At 38.9% G+C, this 20,970-nt stretch carries 21 protein-coding genes and 2 pseudogenes; 13 read left to right on the top strand and 10 right to left on the bottom strand.

The genetic code is table 11. The features are described 5' to 3' along the window. Positions 1–113: 113 nt before the first annotated feature. The 4 genes from HMPREF1116_RS06410 to glmU are packed head-to-tail and all read right to left on the bottom strand — an operon-like array spanning position 114 to position 3,076. Positions 114–809 carry a 5'-methylthioadenosine/adenosylhomocysteine nucleosidase gene (locus HMPREF1116_RS06410; RefSeq protein ID WP_000689807.1) on the bottom strand — a complete coding sequence of 232 codons (696 nt, stop codon included), beginning with the start codon at positions 807–809 and terminating at the stop codon, positions 114–116. Positions 810–819: 10 nt separating this feature from the next. After that, entirely contained in the window at positions 820–1,131 is a 312-nt protein-coding gene (gene macP / locus HMPREF1116_RS06415) for a cell wall synthase accessory phosphoprotein MacP (RefSeq protein ID WP_000517859.1), read from the bottom strand. After that, positions 1,124–1,687, bottom strand: coding sequence for an NUDIX hydrolase (locus HMPREF1116_RS06420; protein WP_000393804.1), 564 nt, complete (start codon positions 1,685–1,687; stop codon positions 1,124–1,126). The genes macP and HMPREF1116_RS06420 overlap by 8 nt, the downstream gene beginning before the upstream one ends. A gap of 9 nt (positions 1,688–1,696) precedes the next feature. Beyond that, entirely contained in the window at positions 1,697–3,076 is a 1,380-nt protein-coding gene (glmU, locus tag HMPREF1116_RS06425; protein WP_000024820.1) for a bifunctional UDP-N-acetylglucosamine diphosphorylase/glucosamine-1-phosphate N-acetyltransferase GlmU, read from the bottom strand. Between the two features lie 156 nt (positions 3,077–3,232). On the opposite strand from glmU, the gene HMPREF1116_RS06430 reads away from it, so the two are divergent. From HMPREF1116_RS06430 to lysS, 5 genes are all read left to right on the top strand, one after another. Next, entirely contained in the window at positions 3,233–4,033 is an 801-nt protein-coding gene (locus HMPREF1116_RS06430) for a glycoside hydrolase family 25 protein (RefSeq protein WP_001227600.1), read from the top strand. Between the two features lie 109 nt (positions 4,034–4,142). Further along, the gene (locus HMPREF1116_RS06435) at positions 4,143–4,985 is read left to right on the top strand and encodes a DUF368 domain-containing protein (RefSeq protein ID WP_000954130.1); all 843 of its coding nucleotides are present in this window, start codon (positions 4,143–4,145) and stop codon (positions 4,983–4,985) included. Continuing rightward, positions 4,985–5,467, top strand: a complete 483-nt coding sequence (locus HMPREF1116_RS06440; RefSeq protein ID WP_001085923.1) for an aminoacyl-tRNA deacylase — start codon at positions 4,985–4,987, stop codon at positions 5,465–5,467. The genes HMPREF1116_RS06435 and HMPREF1116_RS06440 overlap by 1 nt, the downstream gene beginning before the upstream one ends. Beyond that, the gene (locus HMPREF1116_RS06445) at positions 5,467–6,087 is read left to right on the top strand and encodes a histidine phosphatase family protein (RefSeq protein WP_000675220.1); all 621 of its coding nucleotides are present in this window, start codon (positions 5,467–5,469) and stop codon (positions 6,085–6,087) included. Before HMPREF1116_RS06440 ends, HMPREF1116_RS06445 begins: the two co-directional genes overlap by 1 nt. A 140-nt stretch (positions 6,088–6,227) precedes the next feature. After that, positions 6,228–7,718 (top strand): lysine--tRNA ligase, encoded by a 1,491-nt coding sequence (lysS, locus tag HMPREF1116_RS06450; protein WP_000102453.1) that lies wholly within the window; start codon positions 6,228–6,230, stop codon positions 7,716–7,718. Positions 7,719–7,808: 90 nt separating this feature from the next. On the opposite strand, the gene HMPREF1116_RS06455 is transcribed toward lysS, so the two are convergent. Then, positions 7,809–9,479, bottom strand: coding sequence for a formate--tetrahydrofolate ligase (locus HMPREF1116_RS06455; protein WP_000845264.1), 1,671 nt, complete (start codon positions 9,477–9,479; stop codon positions 7,809–7,811). A 232-nt stretch (positions 9,480–9,711) separates the two neighbouring features. Here HMPREF1116_RS06455 and coaB point away from each other — a divergent pair, with 232 nt between their 5' ends. From coaB to HMPREF1116_RS06470, 3 genes are read left to right on the top strand one after another with little or no spacing between them, the layout of a single operon-like run. Then, positions 9,712–10,401 (top strand): phosphopantothenate--cysteine ligase, encoded by a 690-nt coding sequence (gene coaB / locus HMPREF1116_RS06460; RefSeq protein WP_000699482.1) that lies wholly within the window; start codon positions 9,712–9,714, stop codon positions 10,399–10,401. Between the two features lie 11 nt (positions 10,402–10,412). Next, positions 10,413–10,964 (top strand): phosphopantothenoylcysteine decarboxylase, encoded by a 552-nt coding sequence (gene coaC, locus HMPREF1116_RS06465; protein WP_000101254.1) that lies wholly within the window; start codon positions 10,413–10,415, stop codon positions 10,962–10,964. Then, positions 10,948–11,511 (top strand): ECF transporter S component, encoded by a 564-nt coding sequence (locus HMPREF1116_RS06470; protein ID WP_001042711.1) that lies wholly within the window; start codon positions 10,948–10,950, stop codon positions 11,509–11,511. Before coaC ends, HMPREF1116_RS06470 begins: the two co-directional genes overlap by 17 nt. Positions 11,512–11,703: 192 nt before the next feature. On the opposite strand, the gene udk is transcribed toward HMPREF1116_RS06470, so the two are convergent. From udk to HMPREF1116_RS06485, 3 genes are all read right to left on the bottom strand, one after another. Further along, positions 11,704–12,342: a uridine kinase gene (udk, locus tag HMPREF1116_RS06475; protein WP_007555045.1), complete on the bottom strand. Its 639-nt coding sequence runs from the start codon at positions 12,340–12,342 to the stop codon at positions 11,704–11,706. Positions 12,343–12,466: 124 nt separating this feature from the next. Beyond that, the gene (gene ptsP, locus HMPREF1116_RS06480) at positions 12,467–14,200 is read right to left on the bottom strand and encodes a phosphoenolpyruvate--protein phosphotransferase (RefSeq protein ID WP_025171271.1); all 1,734 of its coding nucleotides are present in this window, start codon (positions 14,198–14,200) and stop codon (positions 12,467–12,469) included. Between the two features lie 4 nt (positions 14,201–14,204). Next, on the bottom strand, positions 14,205–14,468 hold the full coding sequence (locus HMPREF1116_RS06485; RefSeq protein WP_000146952.1) for a phosphocarrier protein HPr: 264 nt from the start codon (positions 14,466–14,468) through the stop codon (positions 14,205–14,207). Between the two features lie 363 nt (positions 14,469–14,831). On the opposite strand from HMPREF1116_RS06485, the gene nrdH reads away from it, so the two are divergent. The 4 genes from nrdH to HMPREF1116_RS06505 all read left to right on the top strand — a co-directional run bounded on the left by nrdH (position 14,832) and on the right by HMPREF1116_RS06505 (position 19,315). Continuing rightward, positions 14,832–15,050 (top strand): glutaredoxin-like protein NrdH, encoded by a 219-nt coding sequence (nrdH, locus tag HMPREF1116_RS06490; protein WP_000259242.1) that lies wholly within the window; start codon positions 14,832–14,834, stop codon positions 15,048–15,050. Between the two features lie 68 nt (positions 15,051–15,118). Beyond that, positions 15,119–17,278, top strand: a complete 2,160-nt coding sequence (gene nrdE / locus HMPREF1116_RS06495; RefSeq protein WP_000523571.1) for a class 1b ribonucleoside-diphosphate reductase subunit alpha — start codon at positions 15,119–15,121, stop codon at positions 17,276–17,278. A gap of 178 nt (positions 17,279–17,456) precedes the next feature. Continuing rightward, positions 17,457–18,419, top strand: a complete 963-nt coding sequence (gene nrdF / locus HMPREF1116_RS06500; protein WP_000861167.1) for a class 1b ribonucleoside-diphosphate reductase subunit beta — start codon at positions 17,457–17,459, stop codon at positions 18,417–18,419. Between the two features lie 128 nt (positions 18,420–18,547). Then, positions 18,548–19,315, top strand: coding sequence for a DeoR/GlpR family DNA-binding transcription regulator (locus HMPREF1116_RS06505; RefSeq protein ID WP_000917594.1), 768 nt, complete (start codon positions 18,548–18,550; stop codon positions 19,313–19,315). A 198-nt stretch (positions 19,316–19,513) separates the two neighbouring features. Here HMPREF1116_RS06505 and HMPREF1116_RS11855 read toward each other — a convergent pair whose 3' ends face one another. Beyond that, on the bottom strand, positions 19,514–19,690 hold the full coding sequence (locus HMPREF1116_RS11855; protein ID WP_025171272.1) for an LPXTG cell wall anchor domain-containing protein: 177 nt from the start codon (positions 19,688–19,690) through the stop codon (positions 19,514–19,516). A 51-nt stretch (positions 19,691–19,741) separates the two neighbouring features. Next, positions 19,742–19,989 (bottom strand): annotated as a pseudogene (locus HMPREF1116_RS06510) (IS630 transposase-related protein); the annotation flags it as partial. 156 nt (positions 19,990–20,145) lie between these two features. Here HMPREF1116_RS06510 and HMPREF1116_RS06520 point away from each other — a divergent pair. Continuing rightward, positions 20,146–20,970: pseudogene (locus HMPREF1116_RS06520) on the top strand (ISL3 family transposase); the annotation flags it as partial.

The raw sequence follows: 20,970 nt of genomic DNA on the forward strand, positions 1-20,970 counted from the left end.
CTACGCTGATTTCATCAGCTTTTACAGCCCCTACTCAACTGTGCGGAGGTGGGACGACGAAATCGAATTCTAACGAATTACCGATTTCTGTCCCACTCTCAGTAATTCTTCTATTAATCCTTTATAGACTGCAAAAGCGTCATTAGGGCCTGGGCAGAACGACGTCCTGCTTCTACGATAAATTCATCAAAGGAAACGGATGCTTCATGGTTTGCATTGTCACTCATGGCACGAACGACTAAGAAAGGAAGGTTCAAAGCATGAGCTGCTTGAGCAATAGCTGCTCCTTCCATCTCTACAGCAAGAACTTGAGGGAAATGTTCTTTTATCGCTTTGATTTTATCTTCTCCAGCAACAAAACTGTCACCTGTCGCAATCAAACCTAAATGCCAAGTTTGGTCCAGTTTAGACAAACTCTCTTGAATCAAGCTGATAAACTTTTTGTCTGATTCAAAATAGAGAGGCTGTTGAGCCATTTGTCCGTATTCATAACCAAAAGCAGTCACATCAACATCGTGGTAGGTAAGCTTGTCTGCAATCACTACATCCCCTACTGCGATTCCACTTGCCACTGCACCAGCAGAACCAGTATTAATCACTGCATCGACTTCAAAGTGATCTGCTAAGATAGCGACACTCATCGCAGACATGACTTTACCAATACCACTCTCTACAAGTACAAGCTCAACAGAACCAATCTTACCAGTATGATAGCTATGTCCCAGAACCTTTTCCTCACTGGCATCATCCAAGTGTTGAATCAAGTATACTAGCTCTTCTGGCATAGCTGCAATAATTCCAATTTTCATGATAGACCCCTTAAATAAATCTCATTGCTAAAATTAACAAAATCAAGAGAAAAATAACTGCAAAAAGAATCTTGTTTAATTTAGAATTAAAGACATTTCTCTTGGTATTTTCAATCCGACGACTTTTGTGAATAGAAGGTTCAACTTCGATGGTCAGTGTATCCTGGCTAAAACCATGATCTTTAGTTCGCGAATAGCCAAAATTTTGAGAAGAAGTCGGTAAAATCTTAGTTTCCTCATCATCTAGCAAGGGAGGCCCTGAGATGTCCTCTCCTCGATTGGCACGTTCAATCATTTCATCTGTTAATAAAGGTTTACCCATGGGTTCCTCCACTATTTTTTTGTAATTCCCAGTACTGAATAGCCATGATAGTCTTGGCATCACAAATATCACCTGACTGGATCAGTTCTTTAGCTTGGTCAAGACTGACTTCAAGTAACTCTAAAGTCTCATCTTCATCCTGAGGACGAGGATTTTCAACTTTTGTCAAATCACTTGCCAAGTAAAGTTTTAAGCGCTCGTTACAAAATCCAATCGCAGAGTAAAAATCATAGAGAAGGATTAATTTACCAGTATAGGCTGCTTCTTCTTCTAATTCACGAAGTGCTGCAGCTTCTGGATCTGCATTCTCCCCAATTTCCAGTTTACCTGCAGGAATTTCATAAGAGACTTTTTCAATCGCCTTGCGATATTGTTTAACAAGGACAACCTTATTATCTGGAGTAACTGCAAGGACACAAACTGCTCCATTGTGGAAAATCAAATCACGTTGCGCAGTACCTTTTCCAGAAGGTAGTTCAACCTGATCTTGAACTAGCTGAAAAATAGGCCCTTTATAAATTTCTTTACGACTAAGCGTCTTTTCTTCAAATTCCATCGTTAGCTCCTATTTATTGTTAGGATGGTGAGGGAGGCGAGTTGCATATTCGTCCTTATTAATTTGGCGACCTCGTCCAATAGCAATGGCATCAGCTGGAACATCCTTAGTAATGGTTGAACCTGCCCCAACAAGAGAATTATCTCCGAGTTCTACTGGAGCAATGATGGTTGAATTTGAACCAACGAAAACATTGTTACCAATGGTTGTTTTAAACTTGTGTTGACCATCGTAATTTACAGTAATGGTTCCTGCACCGAAGTTGACATCACTACCAACTTCACAGTTTCCAATGTAAGTTAAATGTCCTGCCTTAGTATTCTCCCCAATGCTAGAACCTTTGACTTCAACAAAGTTCCCAATATGTACATCTTTTGCAAGGCTTGATCCTGGACGGATATGAGCATAAGGACCAACTGTAACGCCATCAGCAACCGTGCTTTCTTCAATCATCGAGTTTGTAATCACTGCCCCTGAACCGATAGTGCTATCAAGGATATAAGTTCCATTAGTCAAAACAGTTCCTGCACCAATCTTACTAGAACCTTTGAGGGTTACATTCGCTTCAATTTGAACCTCTGGAGCAATTTCAACATCGATGTCAATGTAAGTAGCTTCAGGATTCACAAAACTAACTCCATTGACCATATGCGCTTGGTTAATACGGCGACGCATGATGCCTTCAGCTGTCGCAAGGGCAACACGGTCATTAACTCCGAGACTTTCATCAAAGTCTTTCAGAGTATAGGCTCCGACTTTTTCTCCAGCTTCACGGAAAATGCCGATGACATCAGTAATGTAGTATTCGCCTTGGGCGTTGTTGGTGTTGATATTCTTCAAAGCTTCAAAGAGGCGTGCATTATCAAAGACATAGGTTCCTGTATTGATTTCCTTGATTTGTTTTTCAAAATCAGTCGCATCCTTCTGCTCCACGATACGAAGCACTTCAGCATTCTCATTACGAACAATACGTCCATAACCAAATGGGTCTTCAGCTTCTGCAGTTAGGATTGTAGCTACGTTCTTGTGATTAACGTGGAAATCAATCAAGTTCTTTAGACTTTCACCAGTAATGAGTGGTGTGTCACCAGCAATAACCAATGTTTGTCCAGAAAGTCCTTCAAGAATTGGCTCAGCCATCATAACCGCATGACCAGTTCCTAATTGCTCAGACTGTCTTACAAAATCAGTTTGACCAGCTAAAACTTGCTCCACAAGTTCTGCCTTATGACCCACAACCGTTACTGTTTTTTCAGGATTGATGGCTCCTACGCTACGAAAAACATGCTCAAGCATTGAAATTCCTGCAACCTTGTGCATGACTTTTGGTAGATCTGATTTCATACGAGTACCTTTACCCGCTGCTAAAATAACTGCATAATTTGCCATATTTTTCTCTTTTCTATAGAAATTCCCTTATATTATATCATAAATTTGCTTTTTCAAACACAAAAGAGGGCAAATGCTTTAAAACATCGCATTCTCTAGATGATTTCGAGTATTTTTTTTTGATTTTTTTCACCATTTACGATACACTATAAAAGTATGAGAAAGAAAATAAATCCTGTTTTTATTTTTACTGTATTAGCTACTCTCGTGGGTATTTTAATCATCAATAGACCCAAGTTCGAAGACCATCCAGTCAAAACAAAGCAAAATCCAGTTCAAGTAGAAACTCAAGCTTTACATAATATCAACAAGCCGATTATTGATGTTTCTGGCTGGCAAAGACCATCAGAGATCAATTATGACACCTTAACTCAAAATATTTCAGGTGCAATCGTTCGGGTTCATAGTGGAGCTCAAGTTTCTGTTGAAAATGACGCTTCATTCAAAAATGGGGTCGATAAGGCTTATAAAGAACATATCACAGAATTTCAAAAACGAAATGTTCCAGTCGCTGTTTATGCCTATGTAGCTGGAAAAAATGTCGAAGAAATGGAAAAAGCTGCTGAAGCCTTTTATAACGCTGCTTCCCCTTACAACCCGAGCTACTATTGGTTAGATGTTGAAGAAAAGACTATGTCTGACATGAACCGGGGTGTTGAGGCCTTTCGTGCTAAATTAGCTTCATTGGGTGCAAAAAATATCGGTATCTATGTTGGTGTTTACTTTATGGAGGAACATAGTATCAGCGTTGATAATTATTCAGCTATCTGGATACCTTCCTATGGAACCAACTCAGGTTACTATGAGAGTGCTCCAAAAACAGATCTTAGCTATGACCTTCACCAATACACTTCACATGGAAATCTTGGTGGATTTGAACATCACCTCGATTTGAATCTCATTTCTTCATCAAAGAACAAGGAAGAAACCTTTAGAAAATTGTTTTTAAATCCTTAATCACTATCACAATAAGCAAGTCAGACATTGCTTTCTGCTTGCTTTTCTTTATTTTTCAGTATTAAATCACTGTTTTATCTTTATAGAATATGAATCTCGGAGGACCTCTATGTTATCATGGTTATCAAAAATTATTAAGGGAATTGTAATCGCCCTAGGTTTCATTCTACCAGGGATTTCTGGTGGTGTTCTTGCTGCTATCTTGGGAATTTATGAGAGAATGATTCGATTTCTTGCCCATCCTTTTAAGAATTTAAAAGAAGATGTGCTCTTTTTCCTTCCTGTCGGCATTGGAATGCTTCTAGGTATCGGACTTTTCTCCTATCCAATCGAGTATCTTTTAGAGAATTATCAAGTGTATGTATTGTGGAGTTTTGCTGGAGCTATCATTGGTACTATCCCAAGTCTTGTCAAAGAATCAACTCGTGACTCTGATAGAGACAAGGTTGACCACATATGGTTTTGGGCAACCTTCATCATCTCAGGTATCGCCCTCTATGCCTTGAATTTTGTAGTTGGTTCTCTATCTGCAAGCTTCCTAAACTTTACACTAGCTGGTTGTTTATTGGCTCTTGGAATTTTGGTTCCTGGGCTTAGTCCTTCCAATCTCCTCTTGATTCTTGGCCTTTATGGCCCTATGTTAACAGGGTTCAAGACTTTTGATTTGTTTGGAACCTTCTTACCAATTGGAATTGGGCTTCTTATCACTCTGATTATTTTCTCTAAATTCATGGACTATGCTCTTCGCCTTTATCACTCACGTGTGTATCATTTTATCATTGGAATCGTATTATCAAGTACACTCTTGATCCTTATTCCAAACGCTGGAAATGCTGAAAGTATTAGTTACAGTGGTTTGTCCCTAGTATCATATGTACTGATTGCTTTCTTCTTTGCCCTAGGGATTTGGTTGGGAATCTGGATGAGTCAATTGGAGGATAAGTATAAATAATGGCAAAAAAAGTAAAAGTCAAGAAAACCTTGGTTCAACAAATTTTAACCAAGGCAGGAATAAACCATACAGGTATTCAAATTAATGCTTTGGAAGGTGAAATGCCTCAAGGTTATGAAAAGAGTCAGATTTTTAAGACTCTAGCACTTCTGGGAGATAAAACTGGACCAATTATTGGAATCGTACCTATCACTGAACATCTTTCTGAAAAGAAACTGGCTAAGATTTCTGGTAATAAGAAAGTCAGCATGATTCCACAAAAAGACCTAGAAAAAACAACAGGCTACATCCACGGTGCCAATAATCCAGTTGGAATTCGTCAGAAACATAACTATCCTATCTTTATCGACCAAACTGCTCTTCAACTGAATGAAATGATTGTTTCCGCAGGGGAAGTTGGTCATAGTATCATTATCAATCCTCAAGATCTAGCATCCTTTGTTAAAGCTGAATTTGCAGATATCTTGGAGGCAAGTAACTAATGAAATTCTATTTTATTCGTCACGGTAAAACACTTTGGAATCTCGAGGGACGTTTTCAAGGAGCGAGTGGGGATTCTCCACTCTTAGATGAATCCATTGAGTCCTTAAAAAAACTAGGTCGGTATCTCCAGGAAACTTCATTTGATATGATTTATTCTAGTGATCTTCCTCGTGCTAAAACTTCCGCTCAAATCATCCAAAGTCAACTGAAAAACAGCTGTCCATTAGAAGAGATACCCTCACTAAGAGAATGGCAACTTGGAAAACTTGAAGGTGCAAAATTTGCGACCTTGGAAGCTATCTATCCCGAGCAATTAAAAGCTTTTCGTACCAATCTAGCAAAATTCGATTCGACTATGTTTGGAGCAGAGTCTGTCTATCAAACAACTCAACGAACCATTCAATTTATCAAATCATTAGAGTCCAAACCTTTTGAACATGTTATGATTGTTGGTCACGGTGCCAATCTCACAGCCAGTATTCGAACTCTTCTAGGCTATGATACTCCACTACTTAGAAAAGATGGTGGTCTAGCAAATGCCAGTGTGACTATTGTCGAAACGGAGGACTTTAAAAACTTTAACCTCTTAGTCTGGAACGACACTTCTTATCAGAATTAGAACTGAACTTAACAAACACTGTTAAGTTCTTTTTAGATTTTGTAGATTATCCGTGAATTTATTTGACTTTTATGATAAAATGGGAGTATCGTAAAAAAGACTCATCGTATCAAGAATTGAGTAAAAACTAGGAGGAAACCATGTCAACAGAACATATGGAAGAACTAAATGACCAGCAGATCGTTCGCCGTGAAAAAATGGCTGCGCTCCGCGAACAAGGAATCGATCCATTCGGTAAACGATTTGAACGCACTGCTAACTCACAAGAATTAAAAGATAAATATGCTGACCTTGATAAAGAACAATTACACGAATTAAACGAGACTGCTACTATCGCTGGACGTTTGGTAACAAAGCGTGGTAAGGGTAAAGTTGGATTTGCCCACCTTCAAGACCGCGAAGGTCAAATTCAAATCTACGTTCGTAAAGACGCTGTTGGTGAAGAAAACTACGAAATCTTTAAGAAGGCTGACCTCGGAGACTTCCTCGGTGTTGAGGGTGAAGTGATGCGTACGGATATGGGAGAACTCTCAATCAAGGCTACTCACATCACACACTTATCTAAAGCCCTTCGTCCCCTTCCAGAGAAATTCCACGGACTTTCAGACGTTGAAACAATCTACCGTAAACGTTACCTTGACTTGATTTCTAACCGTGAAAGCTTTGAACGCTTTGTTACTCGTTCAAAAATCATTTCTGAAATCCGTCGCTACCTCGATGCTCAAGGTTTCCTTGAAGTAGAAACACCTGTTCTTCACAACGAAGCTGGTGGTGCTGCTGCTCGTCCATTTATCACACACCACAATGCTCAAAACATTGACATGGTGCTTCGTATCGCGACTGAGCTTCATTTGAAACGTCTTATCGTTGGTGGTATGGAGCGTGTTTATGAGATTGGCCGTATCTTCCGTAACGAAGGAATGGATGCTACACACAACCCTGAGTTTACTTCTATCGAAGTTTACCAAGCATATGCTGACTTCCAAGACATCATGGACTTGACTGAAGGCATTATTCAACACGCTGCTAAAGCTGTTAAAGGCGACGGTCCAGTTATCTATCAAGGAACTGAAATCAAGATCAATGAACTATTTAAACGTGTACACATGGTGGATGCAATCAAGGAAATTACAGGTGTTGATTTCTGGAAAGATATGACTTTCGAAGAAGCTAAAGCAATCGCAGCTGAAAAGAATGTTCCAGTTGAAAAACACTATACTGAAGTTGGTCACATCATCAATGCTTTCTTTGAAGAATTTGTTGAAGAAACATTGATTCAACCTACCTTTGTCTATGGTCACCCAGTAGCTGTATCACCACTTGCTAAGAAAAATCCAGAAGATGAGCGCTTTACAGACCGCTTCGAGCTCTTCATCATGACTAAAGAATACGGAAATGCCTTTACTGAGCTCAACGACCCAATCGACCAGCTTAGCCGTTTCGAAGCTCAAGCCAAAGCCAAAGAGCTTGGTGACGACGAAGCAACAGGCATTGATTACGACTACATCGAAGCACTTGAATACGGTATGCCACCAACAGGTGGTTTGGGAATCGGTATCGACCGTCTCTGCATGCTCCTCACTGATACAACTACTATCCGTGATGTATTGCTCTTCCCAACTATGAAATAAAATACAAATCTCCTAGTTACTTTCTAGGAGATTTTTTAGTAATCCCAAAAAAGACAAACTCAATGTTGAGCTTGTCTTTAAATTTTCTTATTAGAATAAACCTAGAACTGTACCATCACTTTCAACATCCATGTTGAGAGCTGCTGGGCGTTTTGGAAGTCCAGGCATGGTCATAACGTCACCAGTAAGAGCAACGATAAAGCCTGCACCCAATTTTGGTACTAACTCACGAATAGTAATTTCAAAGTTTTCAGGGGCTCCAAGAGCATTTGGATTATCTGAGAAACTGTATTGAGTTTTAGCCATACAGATTGGCAATTTGTCCCAACCATTTTGTACGATTTGTGCGATTTGAGTTTGAGCTTTCTTCTCGAAGTTTACTTTGCTTCCACGATAGATTTCAGTGACAATCTTTTCAATCTTCTCTTGTACTGAAAGGTCATTGTCATACAAACGTGCATAGTTAGCTGGGTTTTCGTCAATCGTTTTGACGAGAGTTTCAGCTAGAGCTACTCCACCTTCTGCTCCATCGGCCCATACGCTTGCTAATTCAACTGGAACATCGATTGAAGCACAAAGTTCTTTCAAAGCTGCGATTTCAGCTTCTGTATCAGATACGAACTCGTTAATAGCAACAACTGCTGGAATACCGAACTTACGGATATTCTCAACATGACGTTTCAAGTTTGCAAATCCTGCACGAACAGCTTCTACATTCTCTTCTGTCAAAGCATCCTTAGCAACCCCACCATTCATCTTAAGAGCACGAAGTGTTGCAACAATCACTACTGCATCTGGTGAAGTTGGCAAGTTTGGAGTTTTGATATCCAGGAATTTCTCAGCACCAAGATCTGCACCAAAACCTGCTTCTGTCACTGTGTAATCTGCCAAGTGAAGGGCTGTAGTTGTAGCCAAGACAGAGTTACATCCGTGTGCGATATTGGCAAATGGGCCACCATGTACAAAGGCAGGTGTTCCATAGATGGTTTGAACCAAGTTCGGTTTGATAGCATCTTTCAAAATCAATGCCAAGGCACCTTCAACCTGTAGATCACCCACTGAAACAGGTGTACGGTCATAACGGTAACCAATGACGATATTGCCCAAACGACGTTTCAAATCTTCAATATCAGTTGCCAAGCAAAGGATGGCCATGATCTCTGAAGCAACAGTGATATCAAATCCATCTTCACGTGGAATACCGTTAAGAGGACCACCAAGGCCGACTGTTACGTGACGAAGAGCGCGATCGTTCAAGTCAACCACACGTTTCCAAAGAATACGACGTTGGTCGATTCCTAGCTCATTTCCTTGGTGCAAGTGATTGTCAATCAAGGCAGAGAGAGCATTATTTGCAGTTGTAATAGCGTGCATATCTCCAGTAAAGTGAAGGTTGATGTCTTCCATTGGTAAAACTTGTGCATAACCACCACCAGCAGCCCCACCTTTAATCCCCATAACAGGACCAAGAGATGGTTCGCGGATAGCAATCATGGTTTTCTTACCAATCTTATTCAAAGCATCAGCAAGTCCGATAGTGATAGTTGATTTTCCTTCACCAGCAGGTGTCGGATTGATAGCAGTAACCAGGATCAATTTACCGACTGGATTGCTCTCAACTGCACGAATTTTATCAAAGCTTAGTTTAGCCTTATATTTTCCGTACAACTCCAAATCATCGTAAGAGATACCAAGTTTCTCTACAACATCAACGATTGGTTTTAGCTCGATACTCTGTGCAATTTCAATATCTGTTTTCATAACAAACTCCTCTACCTCAAATGTGTTAATTCATTATATCATAAAATAAGATTTTTAACAGTCATAAAGCTTGCTAACGTTCGTAAATATCACAACACTTCAGACTTTCTTGGCTTCTTTTTAAATTTTTATATGCCTTTATAGGTTTTAACTATAGTTAAAAGCTCGGATTTCACATAATATTTTATCGCTTTCATTTTACTTACTGTTCATTTTTTTGTATAATAGTTCTATGAAAATTTTAGTTACATCTGGTGGTACAAGCGAGGCAATAGATCGAGTTCGCTCCATTACCAATCACTCTACTGGTAGACTTGGTAAAGTAATAACTGAGACTTTACTAAAAGCTGGTCACCAAGTTTGTCTAATTACTACGCGACAAGCACTAAAACCAGAACTACACCCGAATTTGACTATGATTGAAATCAAAAACACTTCCGATTTACTCCAAGAGATGAAACGGATTGTCCCTGATTATCAAGTCTTGATCCATTCAATGGCTGTTTCTGACTATAGCCCAGTTTACATGACAGGTCTTGACCAAGTTCAAGCGAGCCAAGATTTAAGTGAGTTTTTGCATAAGAAAAATATGGAAACAAAGATCTCTTCTAAGGATGAGGTGCAAGTCCTATTTCTCAAGAAAAATCCAAAGATCATCTCTCTTGTTAAAGAATGGAACCCCAGTATTCATCTCATCGGCTTTAAACTGCTTGTTGAGGTTACCAAGGAGCATCTGATTCAAATCGCTAGAGAAAGTCTTGTAAAGAATCAAGCTGACTTGATTGTCGCTAATGACCTCACTCAGATTAATGCTGATCAACACCTGGCTTATCTAGTAGAGGAAAAAGATTATCAGATTGCTGCTAGCAAACAAGAAATTGCTGACTTGTTAGTGGAAAAAATTCAAGGATTTGACTGTTAGAAAGGAAAATTATGGCTCGTATTACACTCGCTGTTACAGGCTCTATCGCCTCTTACAAGGCTGCTGATTTGGTAAGTGGCTTGAAGAAACAGGGGCATTCTGTTACTGTACTCATGACCCAGGCTGCGACTGCCTTTATTCAACCTTTAACCCTTCAAGTCTTATCACAAAATACAGTTCATCTCGATCTTATGGAAGAACCTTATCCTGATAAAGTTAATCATATCGAGCTAGGCAAAGAAACAGACTTGTTTATCCTTGCCCCTGCAACCGCTAATACGATTGCGAAAGTTGCGCACGGTTTTGCCGACAATATGGTTACTGCTACTGCTCTTGCCTTGCCAAACTATGTTCCAAAACTAGTAGCACCTGCTATGAATACCAAAATGTATGACCATCCAGCAACTCAAACAAACTTAAAAACTTTAGAAACTTATGGTTATACAATTATTTCCCCTAAAGAATCCCTACTGGCCTGTGGCGACATAGGACGGGGTGCTCTTGCTGATCTTGATACTATTTTACAACAGATAAAGGAAAAACTTCATGAACAAACGCTCTAATATTGCTCCTATTGCTATCTTTTTTGCCAGCATGATCGTGATTCATCTGCTGAGCTCTATTGTCTTTAATGTCTTGCCATTTCCAATTAAACCGACCATTGTCCATATTCCAGTCATCATTGCTAGTATCATCTACGGGCCACGGATTGGAGCCATTTTAGGTTTCTTGATGGGGATGATTAGCTTGACAGTCAATACAATCACAATTCTCCCAACCAGCTACCTCTTCTCTCCATTTGTACCAAATGGTAACATCTACTCCCTAGTTATTGCGATTGTACCACGCATCCTTATTGGGTTAACTCCATACTTTGTCTATAAACTCCTCAAAAACAAGGCGGGGCTCATCTTCGCGGGAGCACTCGGTTCCCTCACAAATACTGTATTTGTACTAGGCGGAATCTTCTTCCTCTTTGGAAATGTTTTTGACGGAAATATCCAAAAACTATTAGCTACTGTTATCTCAACAAATTCTATTGCAGAACTCATAATCTCAGCAATACTTACCCTAGTTATTGTTCCGAGACTTGAAAAAATCAAAAAATAAGAGGTCGGGAAAATCCCGGCCTCGATTTTTATTTGCCCTAAGTAACTGACTTTGTATTTAATTAAGATTACAGACTTCTAAAAGTCTCTTTGACGAGACTATCTAAAAGCATGATTGTAAAGACTTACTGATATGGGAAAAGGCTTCAATCTTGGACAAATAATTATTTTCCCATAGCCTTTTATCTACTTATTATTGGGCTAGACGTGCTTCTTCTAAAATCTTTTCAATTTTTGTCGTTAGCAAATCGATAGCTACAGTATTGGTTACACCTTCAGGAATTACAATATCAGCATATCGTTTAGTTGGCTCGATAAATTGGTGATACATAGGCTTAACCACCCCAAGATATTGATCGATAACACTATCTAGACTACGACCACGTTCTTCCATATCACGTTTAATACGGCGAATGATACGAACATCATCATCTGTATCTACGAAAATCTTGATATCCATCAAATCACGAAGTCGTTTGTCCTCCAAAACCAAGATTCCTTCTACGATAAAGACATCCTGAGGTTCTTGACGATAAGTTTTAGAACTTCTGGTATGGGCAGCATAATCATAGGTAGGAATGTCTACAGGACGTCCTGCCAACAACTCTTTGATTTGCTCAATCATCAAATCAGTATCAAAAGCAAAAGGATGGTCATAGTTGGTCTTAATACGCTCTTCAAAGGTTAGATGAGATTGATCTTTATAGTAGGAATCATGCTCAATCATAGAGATTTTTTCATTTGGAAAATGCGACAAGATTGCTTTAGATACGCTTGTCTTTCCTCCTCCAGATCCCCCTGTTACTCCGATAATGATTGGTCTATTTTGCATTGTAGCCTCCTTGTTTTTTCCCTCGTCTATTTTACCATATTTTTGATAAATTTTACAGATGGAGTTTTCTAGAAAATAGAAGAAAAAATCCTCATAGCTAGAAGCTACAAGGATTTGTAATTGATTAATCAAAGTTAACGTATTCTTTAGAAAGTTCAAGAACTTCTTCCATTGTTGAACATTCAGTAAGAGCACGGTTAGCGTATTCTTGCATTTTAGCAGTGTCGAGTTTCTTCATCAAGCTACGTGTACGAAGTACAGATGTTGCTGACATAGAGAACTCATCCAAGCCCATTCCGACAAGAAGTGGAACAGCTGTTTGGTCACCAGCCATTTCACCACACATACCAGCCCATTTACCTTCAGCGTGAGCTGCTTTGATAACGTTGTTGATCAAACGAAGGATTGATGGGTTGTATGGTTGGTAAAGGTATGAAACTTGTTCGTTCATACGGTCTGCAGCCATTGTGTATTGGATCAAGTCGTTTGTACCAATTGAGAAGAAGTCAACTTCTTTTGCAAATTGGTCTGCAAGCATAGCTGCTGCAGGAATTTCAATCATGATACCAACTTGGATGTCATCCGCAACTGCAACACCTTCAGCAAGAAGGTTAGCTTTTTCTTCATCGAAGACTGCTTTAGCTGCACGGAATTCTTTCAAAAGCGCAACCATCGGGAACATGATACGCAATTGACCGTGTACAGAAGCACGAAGAAGAGCACGGATTTGAGTGCGGAACATTGCATCTCCTGTTTCAGAGATAGAGATACGAAGAGCACGGAATCCAAGGAATGGGTTCATTTCATGTGGCATATCGAAGTAAGGAAGTTCCTTGTCACCACCGATATCCATTGTACGGACAACAACTGGTTTACCGTTCATTCCTTCAAGAACAGCCTTGTATGCTTCGTACTGCTCGTCTTCAGTTGGGAAGTCTTGAGAATCCATGTACAAGAACTCTGTACGGTAAAGACCTACAGCTTCTGCACCGTTGTCATTAACACCTTCAACATCTTTTGGAGTACCAATGTTTGCTGCCAATTCGAAGTGTTTGCCATCAGCAGTAACAGTTTGAGCATCCTTCAAGAGTGCCCATTCAGCTTTTTGTTGAGCGTAAGCTTCACCAGCTGCTTTAAATTCAGCCGCTTGTTCTTCAGTCGGGTTGATAATCACTTCACCTGTAATACCATTAACGGCAAGTAGGTCACCATCTTTAACGATTTCAGTGATATTGTTTGTACCCAAAACTGCAGCGATTTCAAGTGTACGAGCCATGATAGCTGAGTGACTTGTACGACCACCAATGTTTGTTACAAAAGCTTTAACAAAGTTTTTGTCCAATTGAGCTGTATCAGATGGAGTCAAGTCGTGAGCAATCACGATTACTTCTTCATTGATAGAAGCTGGGTTTGGCAATTTTTTACCAAGAAGATTTGCCAATACACGTTTTGTTACGTCACGGATATCCGCTGCACGTTCTTGCATGTATGGGTTGTCTTCCATGCCTTCAAAGATTGTGATAAACATGTCTGTAACTTCTTTCAGACCTGCTTCTGCATTCACTTTCTTAGCACGGATAGTTTCTTTAATTTGACCGATCAATTCAGGGTCAGCAAGAACCATCAAGTGGGCGTCAAATACTTGTGCCGCTTCTTCACCAAGCGTACCTACAGCCTTCTCGCGGATAAGAGAAAGCTCGTTTTGAGAAGCTTCAAGAGCAACATCCAAACGAGCCTCTTCTGCATTTGTATCTTCGACTGTAACAGTCTCGAATGATAAATCCGGTTGAACGAGTAGATATGCTTTTGCAACTGCAACACCGTCAGATGCTGCGATTCCTTTAAGCATTTCTGTCATTTCCTTATGCCAATCCTTCTTTTTCCATTGTTTCTGAGATTGCAGCGATAGCGTCATCAGCGTCTGCACCTTCAGCAGTGATTGTAACGTCAGCACCTTGACCAACACCAAGGCTCATTACACCCATGATAGATTTAAGGTTAACTGATTTACCTTTGTACTCAAGAGTGATATCTGAAGCAAATTTGCTAGCAGTTTGTACCAACAATGTTGCTGGACGTGCGTGAATACCTGTTTCTGCCACTACGTGGAAATCTTTAGAAGCCATAGTTTGACTCTCCTTTAATAGTTTTCTTGTTGAGTTACATATCTGATAACCCTTACAATTTAGTATTATATCACCTTCATTGATATTTTTCAAGTATTTTATGGACTTTCTTCAATTTCCTTTCAGATAACTTGCTGAAAATCTTCTATTAAATTTAGCAAAACACAGTATGTAGTTTTTGTTAAGTTGTCTATAATGAAATCATTGATTTTTCTGTCGTTGTTTCTCAATGCTACACTATATATTGTGTTTGTTAGTAAAATCAGTAAAATAAGTACACAAGATTTAGTTTTAGAAAGTTGACAAAGTTTTTTTTTCTGATATACTAAGAAAGTAATAAATTTTTAAAGAGGAGTTACAGAAATGGTAACCGTATATTCTAAAAACAACTGTGTCCAATGTAAAATGACGAAACGTTTTTTAGACAGTAATAATGTTGAATATAAAGAAATCAATCTTGATGAACAACCTGAATACATTGATCAAGTAAAAGAGCTTGGCTTTAGTGCTGCTCCTATTATTCAGACACCAACAGAAGTTTTCTCTGGTTTCCAACCAGGTAAACTTAAACAACTTGCTTAAGAATCAGGACAAAAGCTTCTATGTCTACCTTAGAAGCCTTTCTTTTGTAATTAGATAAAGGATTTTTTATGGGATTAAAACAACTTGAAGATGTGACTTACTTCCGTCTTAATAATGAAATTAACCGTCCTGTGAATGGACAAATCATGCTTCACAAAGACAAGGAAGCTTTAGAAGCCTTCTTTAAAGAAAATGTTGTACCAAATACAATGGTTTTTAACTCAATTACGGATAAAATTAATTTCCTCATTGAGCATAACTACATTGAGACAGCATTTATCAAGAAATACCGTCCAGAATTTTTGGAAGAACTGCATCAATTTATCAAGGATCAGAACTTCCAATTTAAGTCTTTCATGGCTGCCTATAAATTCTATAATCAGTATGCTCTGAAAACTAATGACGGGGAGTACTATCTTGAAAGCATGGAAGACCGTGTCTTCTTTAATGCCCTATACTTCGCAGATGGTGATGAAGCGATTGCTATTGATATTGCTAATGAAATCATTCACCAACGTTATCAACCTGCTACTCCTTCTTTCTTGAATGCAGGTCGTGCTCGTCGTGGTGAGTTGGTATCTTGCTTCTTGATCCAGGTAACAGATGATATGAACTCTATCGGACGTTCTATCAACTCTGCTCTTCAACTTTCACGTATCGGTGGTGGTGTGGGAATTTCCCTCAGCAACCTTCGTGAAGCTGGAGCTCCTATTAAAGGCTATGAGGGTGCTGCTTCTGGTGTCGTACCAGTTATGAAGCTTTTCGAAGACAGCTTCTCTTACTCTAACCAACTCGGTCAACGTCAAGGTGCTGGGGTTGTTTACCTCAATGTCTTCCACCCAGATATCATCGCCTTCCTTTCAACTAAGAAGGAAAACGCCGATGAAAAAGTGCGTGTCAAGACCCTTTCACTTGGTGTTGTGGTTCCAGATAAATTCTACGAATTGGCTCGTAAAAATGAAGAAATGTACCTATTTAGCCCATATTCTGTAGAAAAAGAGTATGGAGTACCTTTCAACTATATCGACATCACTGAAAAATACGATGAACTAGTTGCAAATCCAAACATCCGTAAGACAAAAATCAAGGCGCGTGATTTGGAAACTGAGATTTCTAAATTGCAACAAGAATCTGGCTATCCTTATGTAGTCAACATCGATACTGCTAACCGTGCAAATCCAGTCGATGGTAAGATCATCATGAGTAACTTGTGTTCAGAGATTCTTCAAGTCCAAGAACCAAGTCTTATCAACGATGCGCAAGAATTCCTCCAAATGGGGACAGATGTTTCATGTAACCTTGGTTCAACTAACGTGGTCAACATGATGACTTCACCTGACTTTGGTCGCTCTATCCGTGCAATGGTACGTGCCTTGACCTTCGTTACAGATAGTTCACACATCGTCGCTGTTCCTACTATCGACCACGGAAATAGTCGAGCTCATACCTTCGGTCTTGGAGCTATGGGACTTCACAGCTATCTTGCTCAACAATTGATCGAATACGGATCACCTGAGTCTGTTGAATTCACAAGCATCTACTTTATGCTTATGAACTACTGGACCTTGGTTGAGTCAAACAATATCGCACGTGAACGTGGTGTTACCTTCCACAACTTTGAAAAATCAGACTACGCAAACGGAAGCTACTTTGATAAGTACACAAGTGGTGAGTTTGTTCCAAAATCAGACCGTGTTAAAGAACTCTTCAAAGATATCTTTATTCCTACTGCTGCTGACTGGTCTGAACTCCGTGATAAAGTTAAAGCAGATGGACTTTACCACCAAAACCGCCTTGCTGTAGCACCAAATGGTTCTATCAGCTACATCAACGATGTTTCTGCTTCTATTCACCCAATTACGCAACGTATCGAAGAACGTCAAGAGAAGAAAATTGGTAAGATCTACTATCCTGCTGCTGGTTTGTCAACAGAAACAATTCCTTACTACACTTCTGCTTATGACATGGATATGCGTAAAGTCATTGACGTTTATGCTGCTGCGACTGAGCACGTGGACCAAGGACTTTCACTCACACTCTTCATGCGTAGTGATATCCCAACAGGCCTTTACGAATGGAAGAAAGAAAACAAACAAACGACACGTGACTTGTCTATCCTTCGTAACTATGCCTTCAACAAAGGTATCAAGTCTATCTACTACGTCCGTACCTTTACAGATGATGGTGGAGAAGTCGGTGCTAACCAATGCGAGAGCTGTGTGATTTAATTCAACTCTCAAAAAAATTACATTTACTTAATCCATTAAACGAAACGTATTTTGCTGATAGAATCATGTAAGAACATAAAAGTCGGGCTACCGACTTTTTGTTCGATTATAGCATAGAATTATGATAAAATAAGAATGATTATGTTATCGCATTACTACACACAGAAAGAGATTTCAAATGAAAACTTACTACAAAGCCATTAACTGGAATGCCATCGAAGATGTCATTGACAAATCAACCTGGGAAAAGCTGACTGAGCAATTCTGGCTCGATACACGTATCCCTTTGTCAAATGACCTAGACGACTGGAGAAAGCTTTCTAATAAGGAAAAAGACCTTGTTGGTAAAGTTTTTGGAGGTTTGACCCTTCTTGATACCATGCAATCAGAAACTGGTGTTCAAGCCCTTCGTGCTGATATTCGTACGCCTCACGAGGAAGCTGTTTTTAACAATATCCAATTTATGGAATCTGTTCATGCTAAGTCTTACTCTTCTATCTTCTCAACCTTAAATACCAAGTCTGAAATCGAAGAGATTTTCGAATGGACCAATACCAATCCATATCTTCAGAAAAAAGCTGAAATTATCAATGAAATCTACCTAAACGGAACTCCACTTGAAAAGAAAGTAGCTAGTGTTTTTCTTGAAACCTTCCTCTTCTACTCTGGTTTCTTCACTCCTCTCTACTATCTTGGAAACAACAAGTTGGCCAACGTGGCAGAAATTATCAAATTGATTATTCGTGATGAGTCAGTTCATGGAACCTACATCGGTTATAAATTCCAACTCGGTTTCAATGAATTGCCTGAAGAAGAGCAAGAAGAACTCAAAGAATGGATGTACGACCTTCTCTATACTCTTTATGAGAATGAAGAAGGCTATACAGAGAGCCTCTATGACGAAGTCGGATGGACCGAAGAGGTTAAAACCTTCCTTCGCTATAATGCAAATAAAGCTCTTATGAACTTGGGGCAAGATCCTCTCTTCCCTGATTCAGCTGATGATGTCAACCCGATCGTTATGAACGGGATTTCAACTGGTACATCAAACCACGACTTCTTCTCTCAAGTTGGTAATGGCTATCTACTTGGTGAAGTTGAAGCTATGCAGGATGATGACTATAACTATGGACTAAATTAATACCTAAGCTAAAAAACATCAAAGTTTAATTACAAACTAGATGTTTTTTTTTGTTTATTTTTGTTTTCTTTAAGTTGCTTAGCTGTTTAAAATATGATAAAATAATATTAGATTTGGGGGGTGGTTCAATGCTGAAGCAAGAAAAATTAGATACTATTTTAGAAATTGTTAATACAAAAGGAACTATCACTGTTAAAGAGATTATGAATCGCCTTGATATTTCCGATATGACAGCTAGACGATATTTACAAGAGTTAGCGGATAAGGATTTGCTGGTTCGAGTTCATGGAGGAGCTGAAAAACTTCGAACAGGTTCCTTATTAAATAATGAGCGTTCTAACGTTGAAAAACAAGGGCTACAAACAGCAGAAAAACAAGAAATTGCTCGCTTTGCAGGTCACTTAGTTGAAGAAAGAGAAACTATTTTCATTGGTCCAGGTACCACATTAGAATTCTTTGCGCGTGAACTTCCTATCGATAACATTCGAGTTGTTACCAATAGTTTGCCTGTATTTCTCATTCTAAATGAGCGTAAGCTAACTGATCTCATTCTAATCGGTGGTAATTATCGTTCAATTACAGGAGCTTTTGTCGGTACTCTCACTCTTCAAGATATCGCTAGTTTGCAATTTTCAAAAGCCTTCGTTAGTTGTAATGGTATCAAGGATCATGCTATCGCTACTTTTAGTGAAGACGAAGGTGAAGCACAGAAATTAGCACTAGAAAACGCCAATAAAAAATATCTCCTAGCTGACCATAGCAAATTTGATAAATTTGATTTCTTCACATTTTACAATATCTCAGATATCGACACCATTATCACTGATTCAAAATTAAGTGACCAAACACTCCAATCACTGTCTAAACAAACTAAAATTATCAAGTCAAAACCTTAAACTCTACAACTAGTCACAGAATTTAGTAGCTACTACTAATTCCGTGGCTAGTTTTTTATTTTGCAAAAATTATAAAAAGTTCCCGAAATGTTTATAGATATTTCCAAAGCACAAATCTAATAGAACGAAAAAAACCTGAAAGTTATATCTTTCAGGTTTTTTGATCGGAATAATCAACTAATAGAATCGTTAGAAGATTTATTCTTCATCATCACGCTTACGACGTTTAGCCACTAATCCTAATCCAGTTAGACCTGCTACAACTCCAAGGAGAGCATTTGCAGCTGAAGCAGTTTCACCTGTATTTGGTAATTGCTTACGGGCCTTAGTGGTATCAGTTTGAGGAGCTTGACTAGTTGAAGTCGAATGAATCATAGACGCACTTGTTGATGTTGATGCTGATTCAGATGCTGATTCAGATGCTGATTCTGAAGCTATTTCAGTCAAATAAGCATCTGGATTGTCAGTAAGATAGTTTTTGACTCTATCTCTATCAACTTTTCTTGGTTTTGTTCCTTTTACTTGATGGTTTAGCTCTCCTGTTTTCTCATTTAGCTTTAACCAACCATAAATGGTATTACGTGAGATTTGGAAAACGTGTGATGCTTCTGTTATACTACGTGTTCGCTCACAATAAGCGAGAACTTTTTACGAAAATCTATTGAATATGCCATAAGAAGATTATACCACATTGTGTACTGCTTTTGTGACTCTATAATTTCTGTAGTGGGTAAAACCACCATAGGAATTATGGAGTCTATTTTGTTGTAGAAAAAAGTCCCATAAGATCTATAATGAAAAGCGACCAAACCATCATTAGAAAGAATCATATGGAACAATTAAATTTTATCACAAACTTACTCGAAATTAAAGACAAGAACATCATAATCTTGGAATATCTTGATGCTGGAACGCGTAAAGAAATCATCACTAAGCTATAGATTATCCTACTCCTAAGTGTCATCACTGCCTAGGGAAAATGACTAAATATGACTTCCAGAAAGAATCTAAAATCCCCTATCTAGAGTTTGCAGGCTATAAGGCACTCATTCGATTGAGAAAACGCCGTTTCCGTTGTAAAGTCTGTGGAATAATGGCTGTCGCAGAGACTTCCTTAGTCAAAAAGAATCACCAAATCGCTACCATCGTTAACCAGAAAATCACTCAAAAATTAATCGAGAAAGTCCCTATGACGGCTATCGCAGAAAGTCTATCTGTATCTACTTCGACAGTCATTCGTAAATTGAAAGAATTCAAATTCAAGACAGATTTATCTTTCCTTCCAACTCACATGTCTTGGGATGAATACAGCTTCAAGAAAGGTAAGATGAGTTTCATTGCACAGGATTTTGATTCCAGAAAGATCGTAGTTATCCTGGATGGGCGAACTCAAGTGACTATTCGCAATCATTTCCTTCGTTATTCTAGTCAGGTGAGAAGTCACGTGAAAGTCATTACCATGGATATGTTTAGTCCCTATTACGATATTGCCAGAAAACTTTTTCCTAACGCTAAAATCGTTCTCGACCGCTTTCACATTGTCCAACATCTCAGTCGAGCTATGAATCGTCTTCGCATCCAAGTCATGAATCGTTTTGATCGTAAATCGCACGAATATAAGGCACTAAAACGTTACTGGAAACTCATTCAACAGG

Source organism: Streptococcus sp. SK140, assembly GCF_000259525.1.
GTDB lineage: Bacteria > Bacillota > Bacilli > Lactobacillales > Streptococcaceae > Streptococcus.